Source organism: Paenibacillus sp. GM2FR, assembly GCF_002803325.1.
In the GTDB taxonomy this organism is placed as follows: domain Bacteria; phylum Bacillota; class Bacilli; order Paenibacillales; family Paenibacillaceae; genus Paenibacillus_AQ; species Paenibacillus_AQ lautus.
On sequence record NZ_MKZM01000008.1, the window covers coordinates 1,560,923 to 1,580,930 of the forward strand.

At 47.7% G+C, this 20,008-nt stretch carries 16 protein-coding genes; 13 read left to right on the forward strand and 3 right to left on the reverse strand.

Features of this window, described 5'->3' with window-relative positions:
• Window positions 1-16 precede the first annotated feature (16 nt).
• From PAEVO_RS07170 to cntE, 7 genes are read left to right on the forward strand one after another with little or no spacing between them, the layout of a single operon-like run.
• Window positions 17-1,312 carry an opine metallophore biosynthesis dehydrogenase gene (locus PAEVO_RS07170; protein WP_100536937.1) on the forward strand — a complete coding sequence of 432 codons (1,296 nt, stop codon included), beginning with the start codon at window positions 17-19 and terminating at the stop codon, window positions 1,310-1,312.
• 37 nt (window positions 1,313-1,349) lie between these two features.
• A complete protein-coding gene (gene cntA, locus PAEVO_RS07175) occupies window positions 1,350-2,957 on the forward strand; it encodes a staphylopine-dependent metal ABC transporter substrate-binding lipoprotein (RefSeq protein WP_100536938.1) in 1,608 nt (535 codons plus the stop codon).
• Between the two features lie 32 nt (window positions 2,958-2,989).
• Window positions 2,990-3,922, forward strand: a complete 933-nt coding sequence (gene opp1B, locus PAEVO_RS07180) for a nickel/cobalt ABC transporter permease (RefSeq protein WP_100536939.1) — start codon at window positions 2,990-2,992, stop codon at window positions 3,920-3,922.
• Entirely contained in the window at window positions 3,922-4,809 is an 888-nt protein-coding gene (gene cntC, locus PAEVO_RS07185; protein ID WP_100536940.1) for a staphylopine uptake ABC transporter permease subunit CntC, read from the forward strand. Before opp1B ends, cntC begins: the two co-directional genes overlap by 1 nt.
• The gene (cntD, locus tag PAEVO_RS07190; protein WP_100536941.1) at window positions 4,790-5,599 is read left to right on the forward strand and encodes a staphylopine uptake ABC transporter ATP-binding protein CntD; all 810 of its coding nucleotides are present in this window, start codon (window positions 4,790-4,792) and stop codon (window positions 5,597-5,599) included. The genes cntC and cntD overlap by 20 nt, the downstream gene beginning before the upstream one ends.
• 1 nt (window position 5,600) lies before the next feature.
• Window positions 5,601-6,347 (forward strand): ABC transporter ATP-binding protein, encoded by a 747-nt coding sequence (locus PAEVO_RS07195; protein ID WP_100536942.1) that lies wholly within the window; start codon window positions 5,601-5,603, stop codon window positions 6,345-6,347.
• Window positions 6,348-6,377: 30 nt separating this feature from the next.
• Window positions 6,378-7,592 carry a staphylopine family metallophore export MFS transporter CntE gene (gene cntE / locus PAEVO_RS07200; RefSeq protein WP_100536943.1) on the forward strand — a complete coding sequence of 405 codons (1,215 nt, stop codon included), beginning with the start codon at window positions 6,378-6,380 and terminating at the stop codon, window positions 7,590-7,592.
• Window positions 7,593-7,723: 131 nt separating this feature from the next.
• Here cntE and PAEVO_RS07205 read toward each other — a convergent pair whose 3' ends face one another.
• Window positions 7,724-8,668, reverse strand: coding sequence for a ketopantoate reductase family protein (locus PAEVO_RS07205; RefSeq protein WP_100536944.1), 945 nt, complete (start codon window positions 8,666-8,668; stop codon window positions 7,724-7,726).
• A 236-nt stretch (window positions 8,669-8,904) separates the two neighbouring features.
• Between PAEVO_RS07205 and PAEVO_RS07210 the strand changes: the two genes are divergently transcribed.
• The 4 genes from PAEVO_RS07210 to bahA all read left to right on the forward strand — a co-directional run bounded on the left by PAEVO_RS07210 (window position 8,905) and on the right by bahA (window position 13,830).
• Complete coding sequence (locus PAEVO_RS07210; RefSeq protein WP_100536945.1) at window positions 8,905-9,477, forward strand: TetR/AcrR family transcriptional regulator; 573 nt, start codon at window positions 8,905-8,907, stop codon at window positions 9,475-9,477.
• Between the two features lie 134 nt (window positions 9,478-9,611).
• Window positions 9,612-10,325, forward strand: coding sequence for a response regulator transcription factor (locus PAEVO_RS07215; protein WP_100536946.1), 714 nt, complete (start codon window positions 9,612-9,614; stop codon window positions 10,323-10,325).
• Window positions 10,322-11,473, forward strand: a complete 1,152-nt coding sequence (locus tag PAEVO_RS07220; RefSeq protein WP_100536947.1) for a HAMP domain-containing sensor histidine kinase — start codon at window positions 10,322-10,324, stop codon at window positions 11,471-11,473. The genes PAEVO_RS07215 and PAEVO_RS07220 overlap by 4 nt, the downstream gene beginning before the upstream one ends.
• A gap of 98 nt (window positions 11,474-11,571) precedes the next feature.
• The gene (gene bahA, locus PAEVO_RS07225; protein WP_100536948.1) at window positions 11,572-13,830 is read left to right on the forward strand and encodes a bacitracin amidohydrolase BahA; all 2,259 of its coding nucleotides are present in this window, start codon (window positions 11,572-11,574) and stop codon (window positions 13,828-13,830) included.
• 73 nt (window positions 13,831-13,903) lie between these two features.
• Here bahA and PAEVO_RS07230 read toward each other — a convergent pair whose 3' ends face one another.
• Window positions 13,904-14,932 carry a sensor histidine kinase gene (locus PAEVO_RS07230; protein WP_100536949.1) on the reverse strand — a complete coding sequence of 343 codons (1,029 nt, stop codon included), beginning with the start codon at window positions 14,930-14,932 and terminating at the stop codon, window positions 13,904-13,906.
• The gene (locus PAEVO_RS07235) at window positions 14,929-15,600 is read right to left on the reverse strand and encodes a response regulator transcription factor (RefSeq protein ID WP_100536950.1); all 672 of its coding nucleotides are present in this window, start codon (window positions 15,598-15,600) and stop codon (window positions 14,929-14,931) included. Before PAEVO_RS07235 ends, PAEVO_RS07230 begins: the two co-directional genes overlap by 4 nt.
• A 238-nt stretch (window positions 15,601-15,838) precedes the next feature.
• On the opposite strand from PAEVO_RS07235, the gene PAEVO_RS07240 reads away from it, so the two are divergent.
• Together PAEVO_RS07240 and PAEVO_RS07245 are read left to right on the forward strand one after the other, a co-directional pair.
• Entirely contained in the window at window positions 15,839-16,606 is a 768-nt protein-coding gene (locus PAEVO_RS07240; protein ID WP_100536951.1) for an ABC transporter ATP-binding protein, read from the forward strand.
• A gap of 4 nt (window positions 16,607-16,610) precedes the next feature.
• Window positions 16,611-19,781: an FtsX-like permease family protein gene (locus tag PAEVO_RS07245; protein ID WP_243390661.1), complete on the forward strand. Its 3,171-nt coding sequence runs from the start codon at window positions 16,611-16,613 to the stop codon at window positions 19,779-19,781.
• Window positions 19,782-20,008: the final 227 nt, after the last annotated feature.

Here is a 20,008-nt window from a genome sequence, read left to right on the forward strand (position 1 = left end):
CGAAGTGAGGTGTCTAATGAGAGAGATGAAGCATGTCTTGTTGTTGGGAACAGGCCCTGCAGCCTTGCAGCTGGCAGTAACTCTTAAAAAGGGATTCCATTGTCGCCTGGGGATTGCCGGACGGGAATCGGTCCGGTCTGCTGAATTCTTCGACTCGCTTGCGGCAAATGATCAAAGGGTTCTCGCAAGCATCCAAAATGAAAAGCATCGTTCCATGGAAGGCGAGTGTCGCATTGACGATGTGTTTCGGGGGTTTGAAACCATTGAAGGCGAATGGGACACTTTATTTTTGGCGGTGACCACCGACGCTTATATGGAAGTCATGCGACAGATTCACCATAACGTTCTGCGTAAGATCAAATGTTTCGTACTGATATCACCGACTTTCGGTTCCAACAGCTTAATATCCGGTTATATTCGAAGCTTGAATCCGAATGCGGAAGTCATTAGTTTTTCTACATATTATGGAGACACAAGGTGGATGGGGGGCCGAGTTTCTAATCATGTCATCACCGCGGGGGTCAAGAAAAAGGTTTATATCGGCTCGACACGGGGGCGCTCCGGTCTAGTTGACAGTCTCTGCGGTCTCTATGAGCAATTGGATATTGCTCTGGAAGTCATGAAGACGCCGCTGGAAGCAGAGGCGAGAAATATTTCGTTATATGTTCATCCTGCTTTGTTCATGAATGACTTCTCATTAAACGCCATTTTTGATGAGTCGGGTTCGCGCAAGTACGTCTACAAGCTTTTCCCTGAAGGCCCGATTACGCAAGATCTGATCCGCAATATGTTATCCCAGTGGAAAGAGATGATGAACATCTTAGACCAATTAGGGATGACGGGCATCAATTTGCTAAAGTTCATGACGGATGACAACTATCCGGTGAGAATCGAGAGCTTACCGCGCCAGGATATCGATCGCTTTGATCAATTACAATCGATTCATCAGGAGTATTTATTGTATATACGTTACGCCTCATTGTTAATTGATCCTTTTTCCCAGCCGGATCCAGATGGAAAGTACTTTGATTTTTCGGCAGTTCCGATCAGGAGTTTGTTTATCAATCAGGAAGGCTGCTTGGATATCCCGAGAATGCCCAAGGAGGATTATTATCGGATCAAGATCATACAAGGGATAGCCGGATTCTTAAAGGTGGATTGTCCGACGATTGATCATTTCATACAAACGTATGAAGACAAAATCGTAAATGTTTCACTTGCTCACAAGAACCGGTTGTTATCCAATGCATTCACGGTTCAGAGCTTCAAGCATGATCTGGAGCTGATATGCACGGAATTATCAAACAGATGAACGAAACAATAAACAAGTGGGTAGCAGGAGGAAAACCGTGAACAGAAAAAGTGTCAAGCTATGGTTGTTGTTGATGATCTCGATCGCGCTTCTGGCAGGGTGCGGCGAGGCGAATCAGGGAAGTAAAGCCGAATCGGCAATCCAGAATGAACTCATCTATGCAACAGCAAAAGATATTCATGATATGAATCCTCATTTATACACCGGATCCATGCCAGCTCAGGGTATGGTATATGAATCGCTGGTGGAGAACACAAAAGAAGGGATCAAGCCTTTGCTGGCGGAATCCTGGGACATTTCGGAAGACGGGAAAACCTATACCTTTCATTTGAGGAAAGACGTGAAGTTTCATGACGGGGAACCGTTCAATGCCGAGGCTGTCAAACTGAATATCGACGCCGTACAGCATAACGCCGAAAAACACGCCTGGATTAAGCTGTCGACCAAAATCAAGAGCGTGAAGGTAGTAGATGCATACACCGTCCAATTGGTTTTAAGCGAAGCCTATTACCCTGCACTGGTCGAACTGTCCATGACGCGGCCGTATGTATTCCTCTCACCCAAGGATTTCATTCAAGGGGAAACGAAGGATGGCGTTAACGGACACCATGGTACGGGTCCTTACCAGTTTACGGAACATAAAATCGATGAGTACGCTACCTTTACCGCCAACGAGGAGTATTGGGGAGGTCCGCCAAAAATCAAAAAAATTACGGCCAAGGTACTGCCTGCAGGGGAGACGACATTTTTGGCTATGCAGAAAGGGGAGGTGAATTTTGTGTTTACTGATGATCGGGGGGCTGACAGCATCGATGTGCAAGCGATGAATCGCCTGGTTGAATCCGGAGCATACCAGCTGGTTCGCAGCGAAGCCATGAATACGAAAATGATTGTGGCCAACAGCAGCCAATCGGATAGTCCGGTAAGCGAAACCGCCGTGCGTGAAGCGATCTGGCATGCGATCGATCGCGAAACGATCAGCAAGGACATATTCGAGGGGAGCGAGGCGGAAGCGAATCAACTGTTCTCGTCCAACGTGAACTATGCGGATGTCCAATTGAAGGAACGCGAATATGACCCGGGAAGGGCTGAGCAACTTCTGGAGCAGGCCGGATGGGAGAAGGGCAGCGATGGCGAGACCAGGATCAAAGCCGGGAAGAAGCTGGCCATGAATTTATACTATGACAGTAATTCATCTTCGCAAAAAACACAGGCGGAATTCATCCAAAATGCGGTAAATGGGATCGGAATCAAGCTGGATATCATCGGCGAAGAGTCGAGTTCCATCGCGAATCGAAGATCCACGGGGGATTATGAGCTGTTGTTTAATCAAACCTGGGGATTGGCGTATGACCCTCAGAGCACCATCTCTGCCTTCACTTCCGAGGCTTCTTATCTACATACAACCAAAGGGATCGCGGAAGCGGATCATCTTTATGAGCATATTCAGGAGGTTATGGTATCCAAGGACGAGGAGACCCGCAAGTCGTTATACGCTGACATCATAACAATGGTTCACGATGAAGCGGTGTTTATCCCGATTTCAAGCGGAAGCGTCACGGTTTTGGCACCCAAGGATTTAAAAGGCATTGCATTCAAACAAACCCAGTTTGAGCTGCCCTTTGAGTTAATGCATTTTGAATAGGTCGCGAACTCAATATTGGATAAGGAGTCATTATGGGAAGTTATATCGTTAAACGGTTGTTGCTGTCAGTTCCGATTTTGCTCATCATTTCGTTTTTGACCTTTCTGTTGATCAATCTGTCCCCCATGGATCCTGCCGAAGTGGTGCTCCGCGCCCAGGAGGTTCCGGAAATCACGGAAGAGCTGATCGCACAGACGCGTGAAGAGCTTGGGCTGAATCAGCCGTTCTTAAAGCAGTATGCCGATTGGGTGATGGCCTGCCTTCGATTGAACTTTGGAGAATCCTACGTGACGGGACAGACGGTTTGGTCCATGATCAGCCCGGCATTTCTCAATACCTTAAAGCTGACTATGGTTTCGTCTATCATTATTATCGTCATGTCCATTATCTTGGGGGTTGTCTGTGCATTAAACCAAGGCAAAATATGGGATCGATCGGTGAGAGGCGTTTCCTTCTTTCTGACGGCGATGCCTTCCTATTGGCTGGCATCGATCATGATCTGGTATTTTTCCGTCCGATTGGACTTGCTGCCCACCAGTGGCATGGATTCCTATCGAAGCTATATCCTTCCCGTGACGGTCATATCGGTGAGTTATGTCGGGATATATTTCCGAAGCGTAAGAAGTTCGATGCTGAATAACTTACATGAAGACTATGTTGTATACGGGAGAGCCTGCGGTTTGCCCGAAAAGAAGATTACCCTGCGCATCCTGAGAAATTCGCTTCAAGTTGCCGTATCCATATTTTGCATGGCCATCCCCATTATTCTGGGCAGTACCGTCGTTATCGAAAATGTATTTGCATGGCCGGGACTTGGGCGGCTGAGCGTTAAATCCATTCTGAGCAGGGACTTTCCGGTCATCCAGGCGTATGTTCTTATTTTGGCGGTAGCCTTTGTACTATTTAACACCTTGTCTGACATGATCAATGCTGCATTGAATCCGAAACTAAGGAAGGAAATCTGATGAACGTACTTAAAAGTCTAAGCAGAGACAAGCTGGCCAGCCTGTCATTGGTCATCATTGCCGCCATCGTAATCGTCGGCCTGTTCGCCCCTGTATTTGCGCCGCACGATCCGAATCAAGTCGATATGAAGCTGCGTTATGCCGGGTCTTCCTGGTCGCATTGGTTCGGTAACGATCATCTGGGAAGATGCATCTTATCCCGGCTGATTTATGGCATACGTCCCAGTATTTTATGGGTTCTGGCAGCTTTGTTGGCGTCGGTAGGAGTTGGAGGGATCGTTGGTTTCATCGCAGGTTACTTCAGAGGAAAAACAGACGCAATCCTGATGCGAATTTGCGATATCATGCTTTCATTTCCCGGCTATGTCATGACGTTGGCGGTTGTCGGCATTCTGGGAGCAGGCCTTGAGAACATCCTGATTGCCTTTGTCGCGATGAAATGGGCGTGGTTTGCCCGCGTTATCCGAACGTCGGTCCTGCAGTACGCGGAAATGGATTATGTGAAATTTTCAAAAGCAGCCGGGATCAGCAATCGAAGGATCATTCTGAAGCATATCGTTCCCGTGACATTTTCGGATATTGCCGTCATTGCAAGCGGTTCAATGTGTTCCATGATTCTGCAGATCTCCGGATTATCATTCTTAGGGCTGGGCATCAAGGCTCCCAACGCCGAATGGGGGATGATGCTGAATGAAGCGAGAGAAGTGATGTTCTCACGCCCGGAGCTCATGTTAGCACCCGGCTTGGCTATCGTGATTGCCGTATCGGCTTTTAATTTTCTGGCGGATGGGCTTCAAGTCGTGCTTGATCCCAAACGGATGAACTCCGGTAAACAGCCGCGAACAACAGAGGTGGAGAAACCGACTTATGAATATGCTAGAGGTTAATCATCTGAGGGTATGGGATGCGAACGAGGGAAAAGAGATTATCCATGACAGCTCCTTTCAATTGAAGGCGGGAACCTGCCTGGCGATTGTGGGGGAAAGCGGGAGCGGAAAATCCCTGACGTGCCGATCGATCATAAGGCTGCATAAACCCTGGATTCGACAATCCGGGGAGATTATCTTCAAGGGAGAACATTTGAATCAGCTTTCAGAAAGGGACATGAGGAAAAGAAGGGGAAAGCAGATTGGCATGATCATGCAGAACGGCATGGGAGCATTCGATCCGTCCAGCGTCGTCGGCGTTCATTTCCAAGAAACGTTGAAGGCGCATTTCGGTTGGAGCAGGGGCGAGGCTGAAACCAACATGAAAAAAGCCATGGAAAGCGTCATGCTTCCCCATCCTATGGAGATCATGAATAAGTATCCTCACCAGCTATCAGGCGGCATGCTGCAGCGTTTGATGATCGCGCTCACGCTGGTGCTGGAACCCGATATCGTAATCGCTGACGAACCGACGACCGCACTGGATACAATCTCGCAATACGAGGTCGTGGAACAATTCATCCAGCTTCGCGAAAGAATGGGAGGCTCCATGATCTTTGTTTCGCATGACTTGGGTGTCGTGAAGAAAATCGCCGATGAAGTCTTGGTTATGAGAAGCGGTGTTATTGTAGAAAGCGGAAGTATTGAATCGGTATTTACGGAACCCCGGCATCCTTACACGCAATACTTGGTTTCTACGCGCCTAGAACTCAGCAGCCATTTCAATAAGATCATGAACGGGGGATTATAACGTGCTGAAAGTTGAGAACGTCCATAAATCCTACCGGGTAGGCGGCTTGTTTTCGGGGAAAAGGCAACGCATTTTGGAGGATGTAAGCTTTGAATGCGGAAGCGGGGAATGCCTCGGCATCATCGGTGAAAGCGGAAGCGGTAAATCAACCCTTGGACGACTGATCTTGGGAATAGAAAAACCGGACCTTGGACACGTCTTATTGGAAGGGAAACATGTCATGAATCGCCATGTGCGTTTTGGCAATATAAGTGCCGTATTTCAGGATTATACTTCGTCTATCAACCCGTTCTTTACTGTGGAAGAAGCGATCATGGAGCCTTTAACGGCGCAGGGGTCATTGAATAATGACCATAGGGCCAAAATCGATCTGCTGCTGAATCAGGTCGGGTTGGACGCTTCCTATAAAACGAAATATGCTCATGAGCTGTCCGGTGGTGAGGCCCAGCGAGTCTGCATTGCCAGGGCAATTGCCACAGAACCCAAGTGCATCGTACTCGACGAGGCGATCAGCTCTTTGGACGTGTCCGTCCAGATACAAGTCCTTCGATTATTGAAGGAGCTTAAAGACATTTATAAGATGAGTTACATCTTCATCACGCATGATATACAAGCTGCTGCTTATCTATGCGACAGGGTTCTGATTTTCAAAAGCGGCAGGGTTGAGGAAACGGTTCGAATGGAGCAATTAAAGCACGTCCAGTCGGACTATGCCAAAAAATTAATGGAGCATTTGATTACGTTTTAAGGATCAGTCGCTAGCAGGAGGAGAGAAATAGTGAGTGGAGCAATGTCTTGGCCATTTTTGCGTTTATATATGCTGGCACTGCTTTATTTCAGTGCGAATGCGTTACTCAATGTATTAATTCCGCTGCAAGGAGCCGCTTGGGGAGCCAGCAGCTCTACCATCGGTCTCGTCATGGGAGCTTACATGTTTACGACGATGTTCTTTCGGCCCTGGGCCGGACATTTGATTCAAAAGCATGGTCCGGTCAAGGTGCTGCGCCTGATCCTTTTGGTCAATGGCGCTGCCTTAATTCTGTACACATGTACGGGATTAGGAGGATATCTGATTGCTCGAATACTGCAAGGGGTATCAACGGCTTTTTTTTCGATGGCACTCCAGATCGGCATCATCGATGCGCTGCCCGAGAAGGAACGTTCGCAAGGAATCTCGTTCTATTCCTTGTTTTCCTATATTCCCGGCGTCATTGGTCCCGTTGTCGCATTAGGCCTCTGGCAGACCGGAGGCATGGATTCATTCACCATCATCTTCGTAGCTATTGCCATTTGTACCGGTGTATTCGGATATAGCGTCAAGATGGATAAAGAAACGATTCCAGCGGAGCAATCGGCAAACCGTTCAGGCATGTTTCATTCCTTCGGACAAATCGTAAAGAACCCGTTTCTGTTCAAATGCAGTGTCTTAATGTTGTCGGCATCGATCGTATTTGGAGCCGTAACAACGTTTATGCCTTTATACGGCTCGCAGTTACGCAGCGGCAGTGCCGGCATTTATTTGATGCTCCAGGCTGCTGTCGTTGTCGCTTCCCGGTTTCTTCTAAGAAAAAGAATCCCGTCGGATGGCAAATGGCATTCGTTTTTTATCATGGGTACCATGCTTCTGCTCACCCTCGCTGCAGTATGCATTAGCATTTCCTCAGAACAGGGAGCGGTTCTTCTATATACCGGCGCGATTCTTATGGGCATTGCGCAGGCGCTCCTATACCCGGCGTTAACTACTTATTTGTCCTTTGTACTTCCCCCATCAAACCGCAATGTGTTGATCGGACTGTTTATTGCAATGGCTGACCTTGGGGTATCCATGGGCGGGGTTGTGATGGGACCGATCGCCGATTATTATTCATACTCCGTCATGTATATGATTTGCGCTGTATTAAGCATGATTATGGTTGTTGTTGCGTACGAGCGAAGAGGAAGCTTGGCTGCTTCGAACCAAAACCATGCAAGGGAGAGTGAAGGGGATGCTTAGCTGTTTAGGCATGTTCAAGGCTGGCGGTGGGTGTCTGTGATTGAAGCATCAGTCAAGGCACGCCGGAAGGTTCATAAAATCTCTGCTCGTGGGTTGAGCAGAGATTTTTTTTATGAACATCATTTCTTTCATTATGATCCCTGAACAGGCGCGGAATAATGTTGGAGCTCATCCCAATGGGGTGTCGCCATGTTCGCGCGAATTTTCAATTGATCAAAAGCTTGCTGTAAAGCAGTCACCTCGTTTGCTGACACCGCCTTATCACTTAACAGGATTCTGCCAATGGGGTTCGACAGCATCATCTTCAACAGGATGTAGAACAGCTTTCTTTTTTTAAGGGCGAATTCCTTTTGAGCGGCAGGCGTAACCGTAAACCCGTTTTTCTCCAATACTTGATGTCCCTCATCAACAGCATGGATGACAAGATTCAGCAGCTGCTTGTCTTTTGCGGCTTTGCGCAAATCCCCGTGATAGGTAGAAGCAATGGAATTCAATGCCAAGATCATGACAAAATGACTTTTCAGCCATTCATTCATATTGTTCTGGTAGGTCCACTTATATTTGGTGTTAACCAAAGCCTGATCGATCACTGAACGCCAAGACAGCTCCTCACCTAAACCGCCGATATTGATTTTGGTTCTTGGTCCGCGTATGCTAATGACCCGGCCATTCTCTCTCCAGCCAGCGATCGTCTGAAAAGCGAAAGCAACCTTTTTCGCTACCGGGCTATGGGTTTGCAAATACTCCTCCATTTCCCCAGGACTCGCATTGTTGCCCATTATAACGATGTAGCTGCTATGGTTCGCTGCAAGTACAGGCAGTACCGCTTCGAAATCCGGATATTTCATCACAACAAAAATAAGATCATAAACATCGTCAGGCTGTAGTTCCCGGATCACCCTTACGTTATGAACCGTTGTTTGGAACTGAAAATAATGCCGAATGACATTGCCGCTCTTTTCCAACTCATCCGCTCGTTGTCCTCTGGCCAGCATCGAGACGTTGTGACCTCCACGCACCAGCTCGTGGGCTAAATAACTGCCAAGAACCCCAGCACCATAAACCAATATTTTCATAGTAGTTCCTCCATTCGAGTTATACGATTTGATCAAACCGTGTTCTCAAACACTTATTTTTGTTATTAATATAGTTTTTAAATAATCGTCGTGATATTTAAAAATTACAGCTTGATTCTATATGGACATCGGCCGGACTGTCAAGAAGTTTTTAAATATCGATCCCAAAATTAAAAAACCACTCTTTTTATGGTAAACTACTTGTAGCGACGAATACGGGAAGTGAGTGAAAACGGATGAATAAATTCGAAATCAGAACGCAGCAAAAGAAGGATGCGATCATTCATGCCGCGTTAAAGCTTTTTAAAGAAAAAGGCTTCGTCCATGTCAGCATCAAGGACATTGCCGAAGAATCCGGTGTATCGTCTGTATCGCTGTATAACTATTTCGGCAGCAAAGAAGGGGTGGTCAAAGAATGTGCGAACGTTCTGATGCAAAATACCATCCATATGGCCAAGGAGCTGTTGAAACAAAATATCGAGTTTAAAGACAAGCTGTCCCAAGTGCTGGAGATCTGTGCTGACCAAGACTATCAATTGCTGGGTACACCGGGTGCAGTTGAGGATCAGGTTCTGGCGAGCTTATATAGTGAAAACACCAATAAAATCAGAATGGAGCTTATTCGGGAACTTATTGAGCTGGGGAAGAAGGAAGGGGCGATTCATTCCTCTGTTTCTCTGGAGACTCTTTTGGAATTATTAAGTGTTGTCGGGACACTTCAAGCTTCCTGGGCAAAATCCGGGAATTATACCAATAAGATGGCTGAACTTAACCAGCTTCTCTTGTTTGGTTTTATTGGACGCCAATAAAATGAATCATAGAATGACCTCCGACGATCCAGGCAGGAGGTTATTTACGCTTAACGATGCTGACGGAAACAACGCAAAAAAGGAAATTAGCCTCCCAAGGAGAACCATATACTACTTGAAGGAGGATGCTTTTTATGCCTAAAACCATACTTGTTGTCGATGATGATCCGGATATTATAGATATGCTTAAACTTTATCTGGAGGCAGAAGGATATAGGACTTTGGAGGCTTTCGACGGGAAAGCAGCCCTGGAGCATCTACAAAGCAAGCATGTGGATCTCGCACTCCTCGATATCATGATGCCGTTCATCGACGGATTCCAGCTGCTCCGCATGATGCGGCAGGATTACAAAATCCCGGTCATTCTCATTTCGGCCAAAAATCAGGAACTTGATAAAATAACCGGGCTCAAGCTGGGGGCTGACGATTATGTGTCCAAGCCGTTCAGTCCGCTTGAAGTGATGGCGAGAATTCAGGCCCAGTTACGACGTTTCTATGAGTTCAACGAGCCTTCGGAAGCTCTGCCGTTATCCGAAACCTGCGTCGGGGACTTGCTGCTGAATCACCGCGAATGCATGTTGTACATCAAGGGAACACCGATTTCACTCAGCGCTATTGAGTACAAATTGTTAAAATTGTTTATGGGGGAACCGGGGCGCGTATTTACGAAAAAGCAAATTTTCGAACAAGCCTGGGACGTGCATTATCTGGCTGACGATAACGCCGTCATGGTACAAATCAGCAGGCTGCGCGATAAAATCGAAGTTTGTCCGAGGAAGCCTGTCTATATCAAGACCATTCGCGGACTCGGTTACCGATTTGCGAAGAAAGATGAGTTGCAGCCATGAAACCCCCTAATCGCCTGCAGCGTTCGCTGATTCGCCAATATATTTATTTTTTTGTTACCTTAGCACTCATCGCTGCGGCTTCTCTGTATATATTAAATGCGCAAATCTTGAATTATTTTATGGATATATCCGGACAGATCAAGGCAGAGGATACCGCCCTTGGCACTCCTACCGCCGTGCTTGACGTCGCCAGCGATCAGCACGAGTTGGTGTTTTATAGAATGGCTCTTCAAACCCTGCTTCTGTTTCTCGCTTTGTTTGCGATCACCGTGTACGCATTCGGAAGATGGACGGCTTCCCGGCTCACAACCCCGCTTCGATCGATTACGGACGGCATCCGAAACATCGCTCGTGGGCACTACCACCAAAGATTAAATTTTCAAGCGAGTTACGAACTGGCGCAAATCCAGGAAGATTTTAATGATATGGCGGAACGCCTTGAACGGATGGAGAAGGAAAATCGGGAGCTTGCGGAGAGCAAGCAGCGCATGCTGATCGACATTTCCCATGACCTGAAGACACCGATGACCACCATTAAGGGTTATATCGAAGCGATGGAAGTGGGGCTCGTTGATTCGGAGGAGAGAAGGCGGCAAATCCTGCGTATGATCTCCGACAAAGCCAGTCTGATGTCGGAGTTGATTGACGGCATCTTCGAACTGTCCAAGCTGGATAGTCCCGACTATCCTTTTGCCGTTGAGGCATCCGACCTTACGGAATTTATGAGGGAAATCGCAGCCGAGTATTACGAGGTTTTTGAAGAAAAAAAGTTTCTATTCCAGTATGATATTCCCGATCGTGTAATCATCGTCCCCTTCAACGCGACCTGGTTATACCGGGCGGTTTCCAATATTCTGTCCAATGCCATCCAATACAACCCGCCTGGCACAACCGTTGGATTGAAATTGGCAACGAGGGGAAATGGAGTCGAAATTCACGTTTCAGACGATGGCATCGGAATTCCGGATGTTATGAAGGAAACGATTTTTGATGCCTTTGTCCGCGGAGACCAAGCCCGTAAAAGCGATGGGGGTACGGGTCTAGGTCTTGCCATTGCCAAACAAGTGGTAGAAAAACATGGGGGTAACATCACGCTGACCACGAACGGGCAAACGAAATTCATTCTTTTTCTGCCCGATGATTTGTAAGATTACTGAAAGGTTCGGGAAAGTGCAGAGAAATAATGATCCGGTAACCTCAGAAGTAGAACCAATAACGATAAGGGTATACAGGAGGACTGGAGAGATTGGAAACACAAAAAGAGAAAGAATTTGAGAAGGGCGGTACCTTTTTTCGAGGAATCATTGCAAACCGGAAGCGCCGGGTGCCGTTATCCCCTGCATGGAAGGGTGCGTCACTGGGGCTTGGCGCCATCGCCTTTACCCTGATTATGATACAGGCCAATTATCTATTGACGGGGCATGGTTTCGGTAAATTCATCGTGGGTACATTCCTGTTTGTCTTAGCGGCAGCGCTTATAAGCGGCCTGGCTGCATTATTGCTGCACGGAGTCAAGAAACTGCCAAGCCGTTATATTTGGGTGTTGCTGAACTCCCTGATCATGCTTTTATTCTGTTTCATTGGGCCGCTGGAAGTATCGGTCGTTTTCATCGTGTTGTTTGCCGTTGTTTTTTCTATGTTTGGTGCATTGGTTTATAAATTTGCAACGGGAAGCTACAAGCAAGCGTCCAACACTAGGAAGATCGGCGCCGTGGCCTGTTTGTCCCTGATCACTGTCGTGATCGGAGCTGGCAGCTTCTGGTTGATTCGGGCCGGGGATGAAGCCGCTCCGGACGTGACCTTGAAACAGCTGAAGACTTCAGCCCGATATGATGGCGCCTCGATGAAAAACCCTGCCGAAGAAGGCGAGTATTCCGTCAAGGGCCTGTTATACGGAAGCCCCGACAACTACAGGAAAGAGTTTAACCAAAGCGGATCCCTGGCTACCAAAACGGTGGATGCCTCCGAGTTTGTGGCCAAATGGTCTTCTGTGCGAACGAAATCGCTTGGATTCGGACCGGATGCCATGCCGTTAAACGGTAAAGTGTGGTATCCCGAAGGGGAAGGCACCTTTCCGCTTGTCCTGATTGTACATGGAAACCACTTAATGAACGATTACTCCGATCCGGGTTATGAATACCTGGGCAAACTGATGGCGAGCAAAGGGTATATTTTCGTCTCCGTGGATGAAAATTTTCTTAATGTTTCCCCTTATGAAGATCTTTTCCTGATCAGCCCGCCGCAGAATGAAAATCCGGCAAGAGGCTTGCTGCTGCTGGAGCATTTGAAAACCTGGAAAGGCTGGAACAGTGAACCGGACCACCCGTTTTATCAAAAGGTCGATATGGAACGAATCGCCCTCATCGGGCATTCCAGAGGTGGGGAAGCGATCGCGATTGCGGCTGCCTTCAACAAACTCGGCAATCACCCAGATCACGGCCATGTCAAGTTTGACTATAACTTCTCGATCCGCTCGCTCATTTCCATAGCGGGCACGGACGGGCAGTATAAACCTCAAGGCAAACCGCTGCCGCTGCAGGACGTGAATTATCTGGCTTTGCATGGAGCTCATGATATGGATGTCAACAGCCTGGACAGCGCGAAGCAATATCACCGGATTCGTTATACTAAGGGCACAAATTACATGAAATCGCTGGTCTATATTTATGGAGCTAACCACGGCCAGTTTAACGGAGGCTGGGGCAGAGGGGATCTGGCAGGCATGGGGAACCAACTGTTTAACCTGCGTCAAATTATGCAACGGGATGAACAGGAAACGATTGCAAAAGTGTTCATATCTTCTTTTCTGGATGCCACGCTGAAGGACCAGCGGCAATATCGCGAGGTGTTCAGAGATTTGGGTTATGCCAAAGAATGGCTCCCCGATACCCTGTACATCGGCAATTATTACGGTTCGCAAACGATCTTACTCGCGGATTATCAAGAAGATATTGATTTACAGAGCACCACGATTCCCGGTGGCAGCCTGATGGGCGAGAACCTCCAGCAATGGAGGGAGGAAAAGGTGAAGGTCAAAATGGGTGAAGCGGCTTACAGTGCGGTTCGCTTAGGCTGGAATTCAAACGGATCGACTGAACCGGCATCCTATACCGTTACTTTGCCGGATCAGGGGGCAAAAACAGGGAAGGAAAGCTCCATCGTATTTTCGCTTGCGGATGCCCGCAGGAAAGAGGAAAACGGCAACCCGAAAGAGTTTATCAATTTTACGATTACCGTCGAAGACAAGAAGGGCCATCAGGCAAGTCTTCCCCTTAGCCATATATCCAAACTGCCGCCTGTCATTGAAGGTAAACTGCTGAAATGGCCATTTTCTAAAGCAGGGAATACCTCGGAACCCGTATTTCAAAGCTATGATTTTCAGCTAGGCGATTTCTACAAAATGAATCCGGATTTCAATCCGGAGCAGTTAAACAAGATCCGTATGGAGTTCAACCTGAACGAGCGGGGAACCATACTGCTTAGTGATGTGGGCATCCGATTATAAAAGGTAAAAAAGTCGCCATTTAGGGCGACTTTTTTTGGTTTATTGATATACATTCATGTGCAGGTTCAAACGGTTACAGCAAGCTGTGATACGTATCCGTTTTAGGAAAATGGATTGTGACCTTTGTATACGTTCCTGCCTCCGACTGGATAGACAAATTATGACCCAGCTTATGCGCCAATTGATTTGCAAGGTATAGTCCCATGCCGGTCGATTTGGGATGGCTTCTTCCGATAGATCCGGTAAATCCTTTCTCAAAGACGCGATGAAGATCCTCCGGCTGGACCCCGATCCCGGTATCTACAATGTTCAAGCGTTTTTCTTTACGGTCTTCTTCGACCGTGAATGTAATGTTCCCGCCTTCGTCCGTATATTTCAACGCATTTGCAACGATTTGATCCAGGATGAATCCGAGCCATTTGCGGTCGGTATGGATGGTTTGCCGAAAGTCCTCCATCTGTATCCGAATCTGTTTATTGATGAAGGTTTTGGCGAATTTTTTCGCGCAGGTTTTAATGATCGAGTCTAACGGTTCTTCCGTGATGAAATAATCCTTGGAGAACGAATCGATTCTAGAATAGTACAGTGCCTGCTCCACGTAATTTTCTATTTTATCCAGTTCATCCTCTAGCTTATCGGCAAGGGAATCTGCCGTTTCCCCCGTGCTGTTTTCCATGAGCAGACGACTTGCTGCAATCGGCAGCTTTACCTCATGAATCCAGGACATGATAAATTCCTGGTGATCTATTTTCTCTTCATTGAGTTTCCGGAGGTCTCGTTCATGTTGACGGCGCAATTTGGCAAAAAGCTCAAGGTACAGCCGTTGCTGCGAATTTTGCGGTTCAGGGGCAGCGACAGGCCAATCTTCGCGGTCAAGATCGATCAGCTCCTGCAGCTTGCGGTAATAGGATCTGCGATAAGCATAGCCAATCAGTAAGTAGGCTGTGGTGAAGGCAAAACAAACGATTTGAATATACAGAATGCTGCCTGCGACTTGACCCGGGGCGACCGACAGGGCAAGGATCATTGAAATAAAGCCCATCATCCCCGCGTACAGCAACAAAAAATAACGTTTGTCCTTTATGTATTGAATGAAACTCATGGGATCATATAACCTTGCCCTTTCTTGGTCACAATCCAGTTTTCCTTGCCGATGCCGGCCAGTTTTTTGCGCAAGCGGACGATGTTGACGGTTAACGTGTTTTCGTCCACGAAGCTTTCATCCTGCCAAAGATGACGCATGATTTTCTTGCGGTCTACAACGGTTCCTTTCTGCTGCATCAGAATCTTCAATATACTGACTTCGGTTTTGGTAAGCTCCGCTTGTTCGGTTTCATAAGTGAGCATCCCTTTGTCCGGAAGGAACATGACCCCCTCATGCTCGAACACATTGGAAAGCAGGTCCGAATAGGAATACGTTCGGCGCAGCAGCGCATTGACTTTAGCGGTCAACACATCCATATGGAACGGCTTCTGAATATAATCGTCCCCGCCCATATTCACCGACATGACAACATCCATGGGCGAATCGCGGGACGAGAGAAAGAGCACCGGTACATTGGAGATGTCCCTAATTTTTTGACACCAGTAAAATCCATCATACGATGGCAAGTTGATATCCATGATCACAAGATGGGGCTGGTCATGAATAAAGCACTGTGCAACATGGTCAAAGTTTTCGACGATGACCGTTTCCAGGCTCCATTTAGACAATGCTAACTGGATCATCCCGCGAATGGTCGGGTCATCCTCTACGATCATAATTTTCATAAACGATCCTCCCGGGCGTTACTAGCGGCAAATTAAACACATTGTATACGATCTTCCCGCGGCAGACAAGCAAGTTTCCGGGGCTGCTTCCTTTGTCTAATGTGACAGGAATGTAAGGTAGAGGGGGAAGTTGTAAGCTAAAGTAAAGGTGACCTGTATTAAGATTAGGATAAGAAATCATGATTTCGAAATCGTGCTGATATTGTTTCATATTGATAACCAGGAAGGATAGATCAACATGAAAATGGTAGTGAACGCGGCTCAGGTACGAAAGGTTTATGGCGTGAAAGGAAATGTCTATACCGCCTTGGATGATATCGATTTGACCGTGCAGGAGGGAGAGTTCGTGGGGATCATGGGGCCGTCGGGCGCAGGCAAATCGACGTTGCTCCATGTGATTGCTACGATCGATCAGCCTACCTCCGGAGACGTTGTCGTTGACGGGGTCGACGTGCTGAAGATGGATGAGGAACAACTATCCGCTTTTCGCCGGGATAAACTGGGATTCATTTTTCAAGATTACAATTTGCTGGACACTTTAACGGTGAAGGAGAACATCTTGCTGCCCTTGGCGCTGGCCAGGATGGATGTCAAAGAACTGGAGCAGAGGGTGGGGGAGATCGCGGACAAATTCGGCATCACCCCGATTTTGGACAAATACCCGTATCAGATTTCCGGAGGTCAAAAACAGCGGACGGCGGCTTCACGCGCCATGATATCCGGTCCCAGCCTGCTGCTGGCCGATGAGCCGACCGGCGCTCTGGACTCGAAATCGGCGACCGACCTGCTGGAGAGCCTGAAGGATCTGAATGAATATGATCAGGCAACGATTCTGATGGTCACTCATGACACGTTTGCGGCAAGCTATTGCAAGCGCGTGCTGTTTATTAAGGACGGTCGCATTTTCACGGAACTGACGAAAGGCGAAACATCCCGCAAACACTTTTTCAAAAAAATATTGGATGTATTGACCGCTCTGGGAGGGAATGCAAGTGACCTTGTTTGACATCGTGAAAAAGAACATGAAAGGGAACTTCAAAAACTACTCGATCTATTTCATTTCCATCCTGTTCAGCGTCATCATCTATTATACGTTTCTTTCTTTGCAATACAGCCAAGAAATTGCGAGTTCAATCGAATCGTCGCAGAGCATGCAATCCGTTTTCATGATAGCGTCCATCCTATTGATTGTGTTTGTTGCCGTCTTTATTCTTTACTCCAACCGTTTTTTTTCGAGACAGCGTAAAAAGGAAGTAGGCTTGTACGCGTTACTTGGTTTGCCCAAAAAAAAGATCGGAAAAATGCTGTTTTATGAAAACCTGATCATTGGGGTGACGGTTTTAATCATAGGAATCATGATCGGCACATTGTTGTCCAAGCTGTTTGCCATGATATTAATCAAGCTGCTGGGGACACCGGTACAGGTAGGCATGGCTTTCTCCCTTCGCGCGCTGGTTCATACGCTCATCGTGTTCATGGTGATTATTTTGGCGACATCGATCCAAGGCTATCGATTGATCTACAGCTTTAAACTCATCGAATTGTTTCGCGCGGAGCAGGAAGGGGAGCAGGAACCGAAAGCGTCATTTCTCTCGACGGTGGGTGCAGTCCTCTGTCTGGCTGCGGGATACGGATTCGCCTTCCGCGATTTTTCCGTCACCGAAGAAATCCTAGTCAATCTGAGCGTGATGACCGTCGGTATTGTAGCTGGAACGATTCTGCTCTTTTCCTCCTTGGTCATTGTCTTGTTAAGAACCGCCAAGAAGAGAAAACGAAGTTACTATAAAGGCATGAATCTGGTCATCACCTCTAATTTGGTGTACCGGATTAAAGGAAACGCTCGTTTGTTAAGCGTCATTTCCCTGTTATCCGCTGCGGCTTTGTGCGCCTTCAGCGTCGGATTAGGTGCGTATTTCACTTTTGACAAAACATCGAAGCTCACAGCACCGTTTAGCTACATGTATATTGCCCAGGACCATGCCTTTAATCAGAAGGTAGACGATGTCATACGCGGGGATGAAGCGCATCCGATTATAGCGCAAATGACGATTCCGGTGCTGGAGACGAAAGGGGAGGCTTCCGATCCCGAGATCTTTCCGGAGAGAATGATCGAAGCAGATAATACCCCGCTCAAAGTGGTTTCAATCGATCAATACAACCAGGTGGCCAAGGCACTGCGTCTCCCGAAAATGGATTCGATCGAACAGGATGAAGCTGTTGCGATCCGGCCCATGTATACGGACTATGAATGGTCGGATTATGAAGGCGAAACGATCGACATCGAATTGCCTGATCAACGGATAACCCTTGCTTTTGCGGGGATGACCGAAGAACGAATCATCCATTGGAGTTATCCGGATGTGATGATTGTTGTAAGTAACGGCACGTACGACAACATCGAGGCGCAAGTTTCGCCGACCCGCTATGTCGGTTATGCCGTGCAGGAACAGAAGACGACGAAGCACACGGCCGATGCGCTCGCGGCGCTGAAGACACCGGAATCGAACTTGTCTTCTTTTTATTCCGAATACCGGCTAGGAATCGAAGAAGCGGCCTTTAATGTGTTTATATTGGGATTTCTCGGGCTCGTTTTTGTCATGGCGACAGGAAGCATGATCTATTTCAAGCAATTGACCGAAGCGGCGGCAGACAAACCTCGGTTCGATATTCTTAAAAAAATCGGCGTAAGCGGAAAAGAAATCAGCATGGCCATTATCAAACAGAACGCCTTCATTTTTGCTCTGCCGCTCGCGATCGGGCTTGCTCACTACATGGTCATCCTGCAATTGTTGAAAAGGTTATTCAGCAATATGGCAGGCGCCAGTCTCATGCTGCCCATCCTGATCTGCGTCGCTGTGTTTGTCCTGATCTATTCGGTTTATTATGTGCTCACGGTCAACTCCATCAGCAGGATCGTCCATGGAAAAGCGGCCCCCGTGGTAAGAATTGCGGCTATTGCAATCATGGTCTGTCTACTGGTTCTGATTGGCATATTCTTAAGCACGGAAACCCCGACAACGCAGGATGAGAGGGGGCAGGCAGAGAAAATCCAGTTACAGCTTCCGAAACCTACTGGAGATTATTCTGTGGGGACGATGGAGATGCACTTCAAGGATGACAACAGGGTGGACCCATGGAAACAGGATAGAGACAGGGAGCTGATGGTCAGCATATGGTACCCTGCTTCGGGGAAAAGCGAGCAGAAGGCTTTGTACATGCAGCCCGGGGCAGCAAAGTATTACGATGAAAACACGATTTCAACGATCGGAGTGGATCCGGGGAGGGTCGATCTATCCGGTATCGGGACACATTCTTGGGTGAATGCACCTCCAGTGAACAACAGTGAGGGGTGGCCTATCCTCATCTACACACCTGGAGGATCTGTTCCAAGAAACTTCGGGACGGCTGTAGTTGAAGATTTGGCCAGCAGAGGTTATGTGGTTGTTGCCGTCGATCATACGTATGAAGCCTCTGCGGTCCAATTTCCCGATGGACGTGTGGCAACCGAGTTATTACCGTCTTTCAGCGCAGAAGTGATACTGAAGATGCTAGAGGTAAGAGTGGATGATATCCAATATGTGTTGGACCAACTTGAACTCATTAAGGAAGGCCGTCATCCAGGCGATCAACCTTTACCCGCTGGACTTCAAACAACATGGAACCTGTCAAAGATCGGAATATTCGGACATTCCGCCGGCGGGGCTACCGCTGCTCAGGTGATGTATGAGGATGACCGGGTTGACGCAGGCATCGATATGGATGGAACGATGGGCCACATGCCCGATAACCCGCTGCCGGTGGCGCAGCACGGATTGGATCGCCCGTTCATGCTCATGAATTCAGGCTACAATAAGGAGGGCGAGGTCGATTCCCATCTTACCGCGATGGACCGTCAATCGTTCTGGCAGCATTCGACCGGGTGGAAGCTCGATTTAAGCATACCCGAGGGAGCACATTATACGTTTACAGATTATCAGTCGCTTCTCCCACAGCTTCAAGAGAAGCTAAGTCTTTCGCCGCGAGTTGTCCAGCAGTTTATCGGAACAGCTGACCCACAGCAGACGATCGCTGCCCATCGAGATTATGTCGCTGCCTTTTTCGATTTCCATTTAAAGGGTGCTCCACAGCCACTGCTGGACTCCCCGTCTGCAGACTATCCTATGGTTGATTTTATTAAATAATGTCGAGCCTGAAGCGCCGTGGCGCTGCTGACCGCACAAATTAAACACACTTGCGAAGTCGCCATTTTGGCGGCTTTTTTTTATGAATTAAGAAAGTATAACTTCGGGGGCGTAACCATCCTTAACTCGCAAGAAAAGCTTCAGCTAAACGCGGTCTGTCTACTTATAGAATGTACGTCGATAGACGTTTTTCTTCTCGATATCAGTTCATGACCTAAACTAATAAG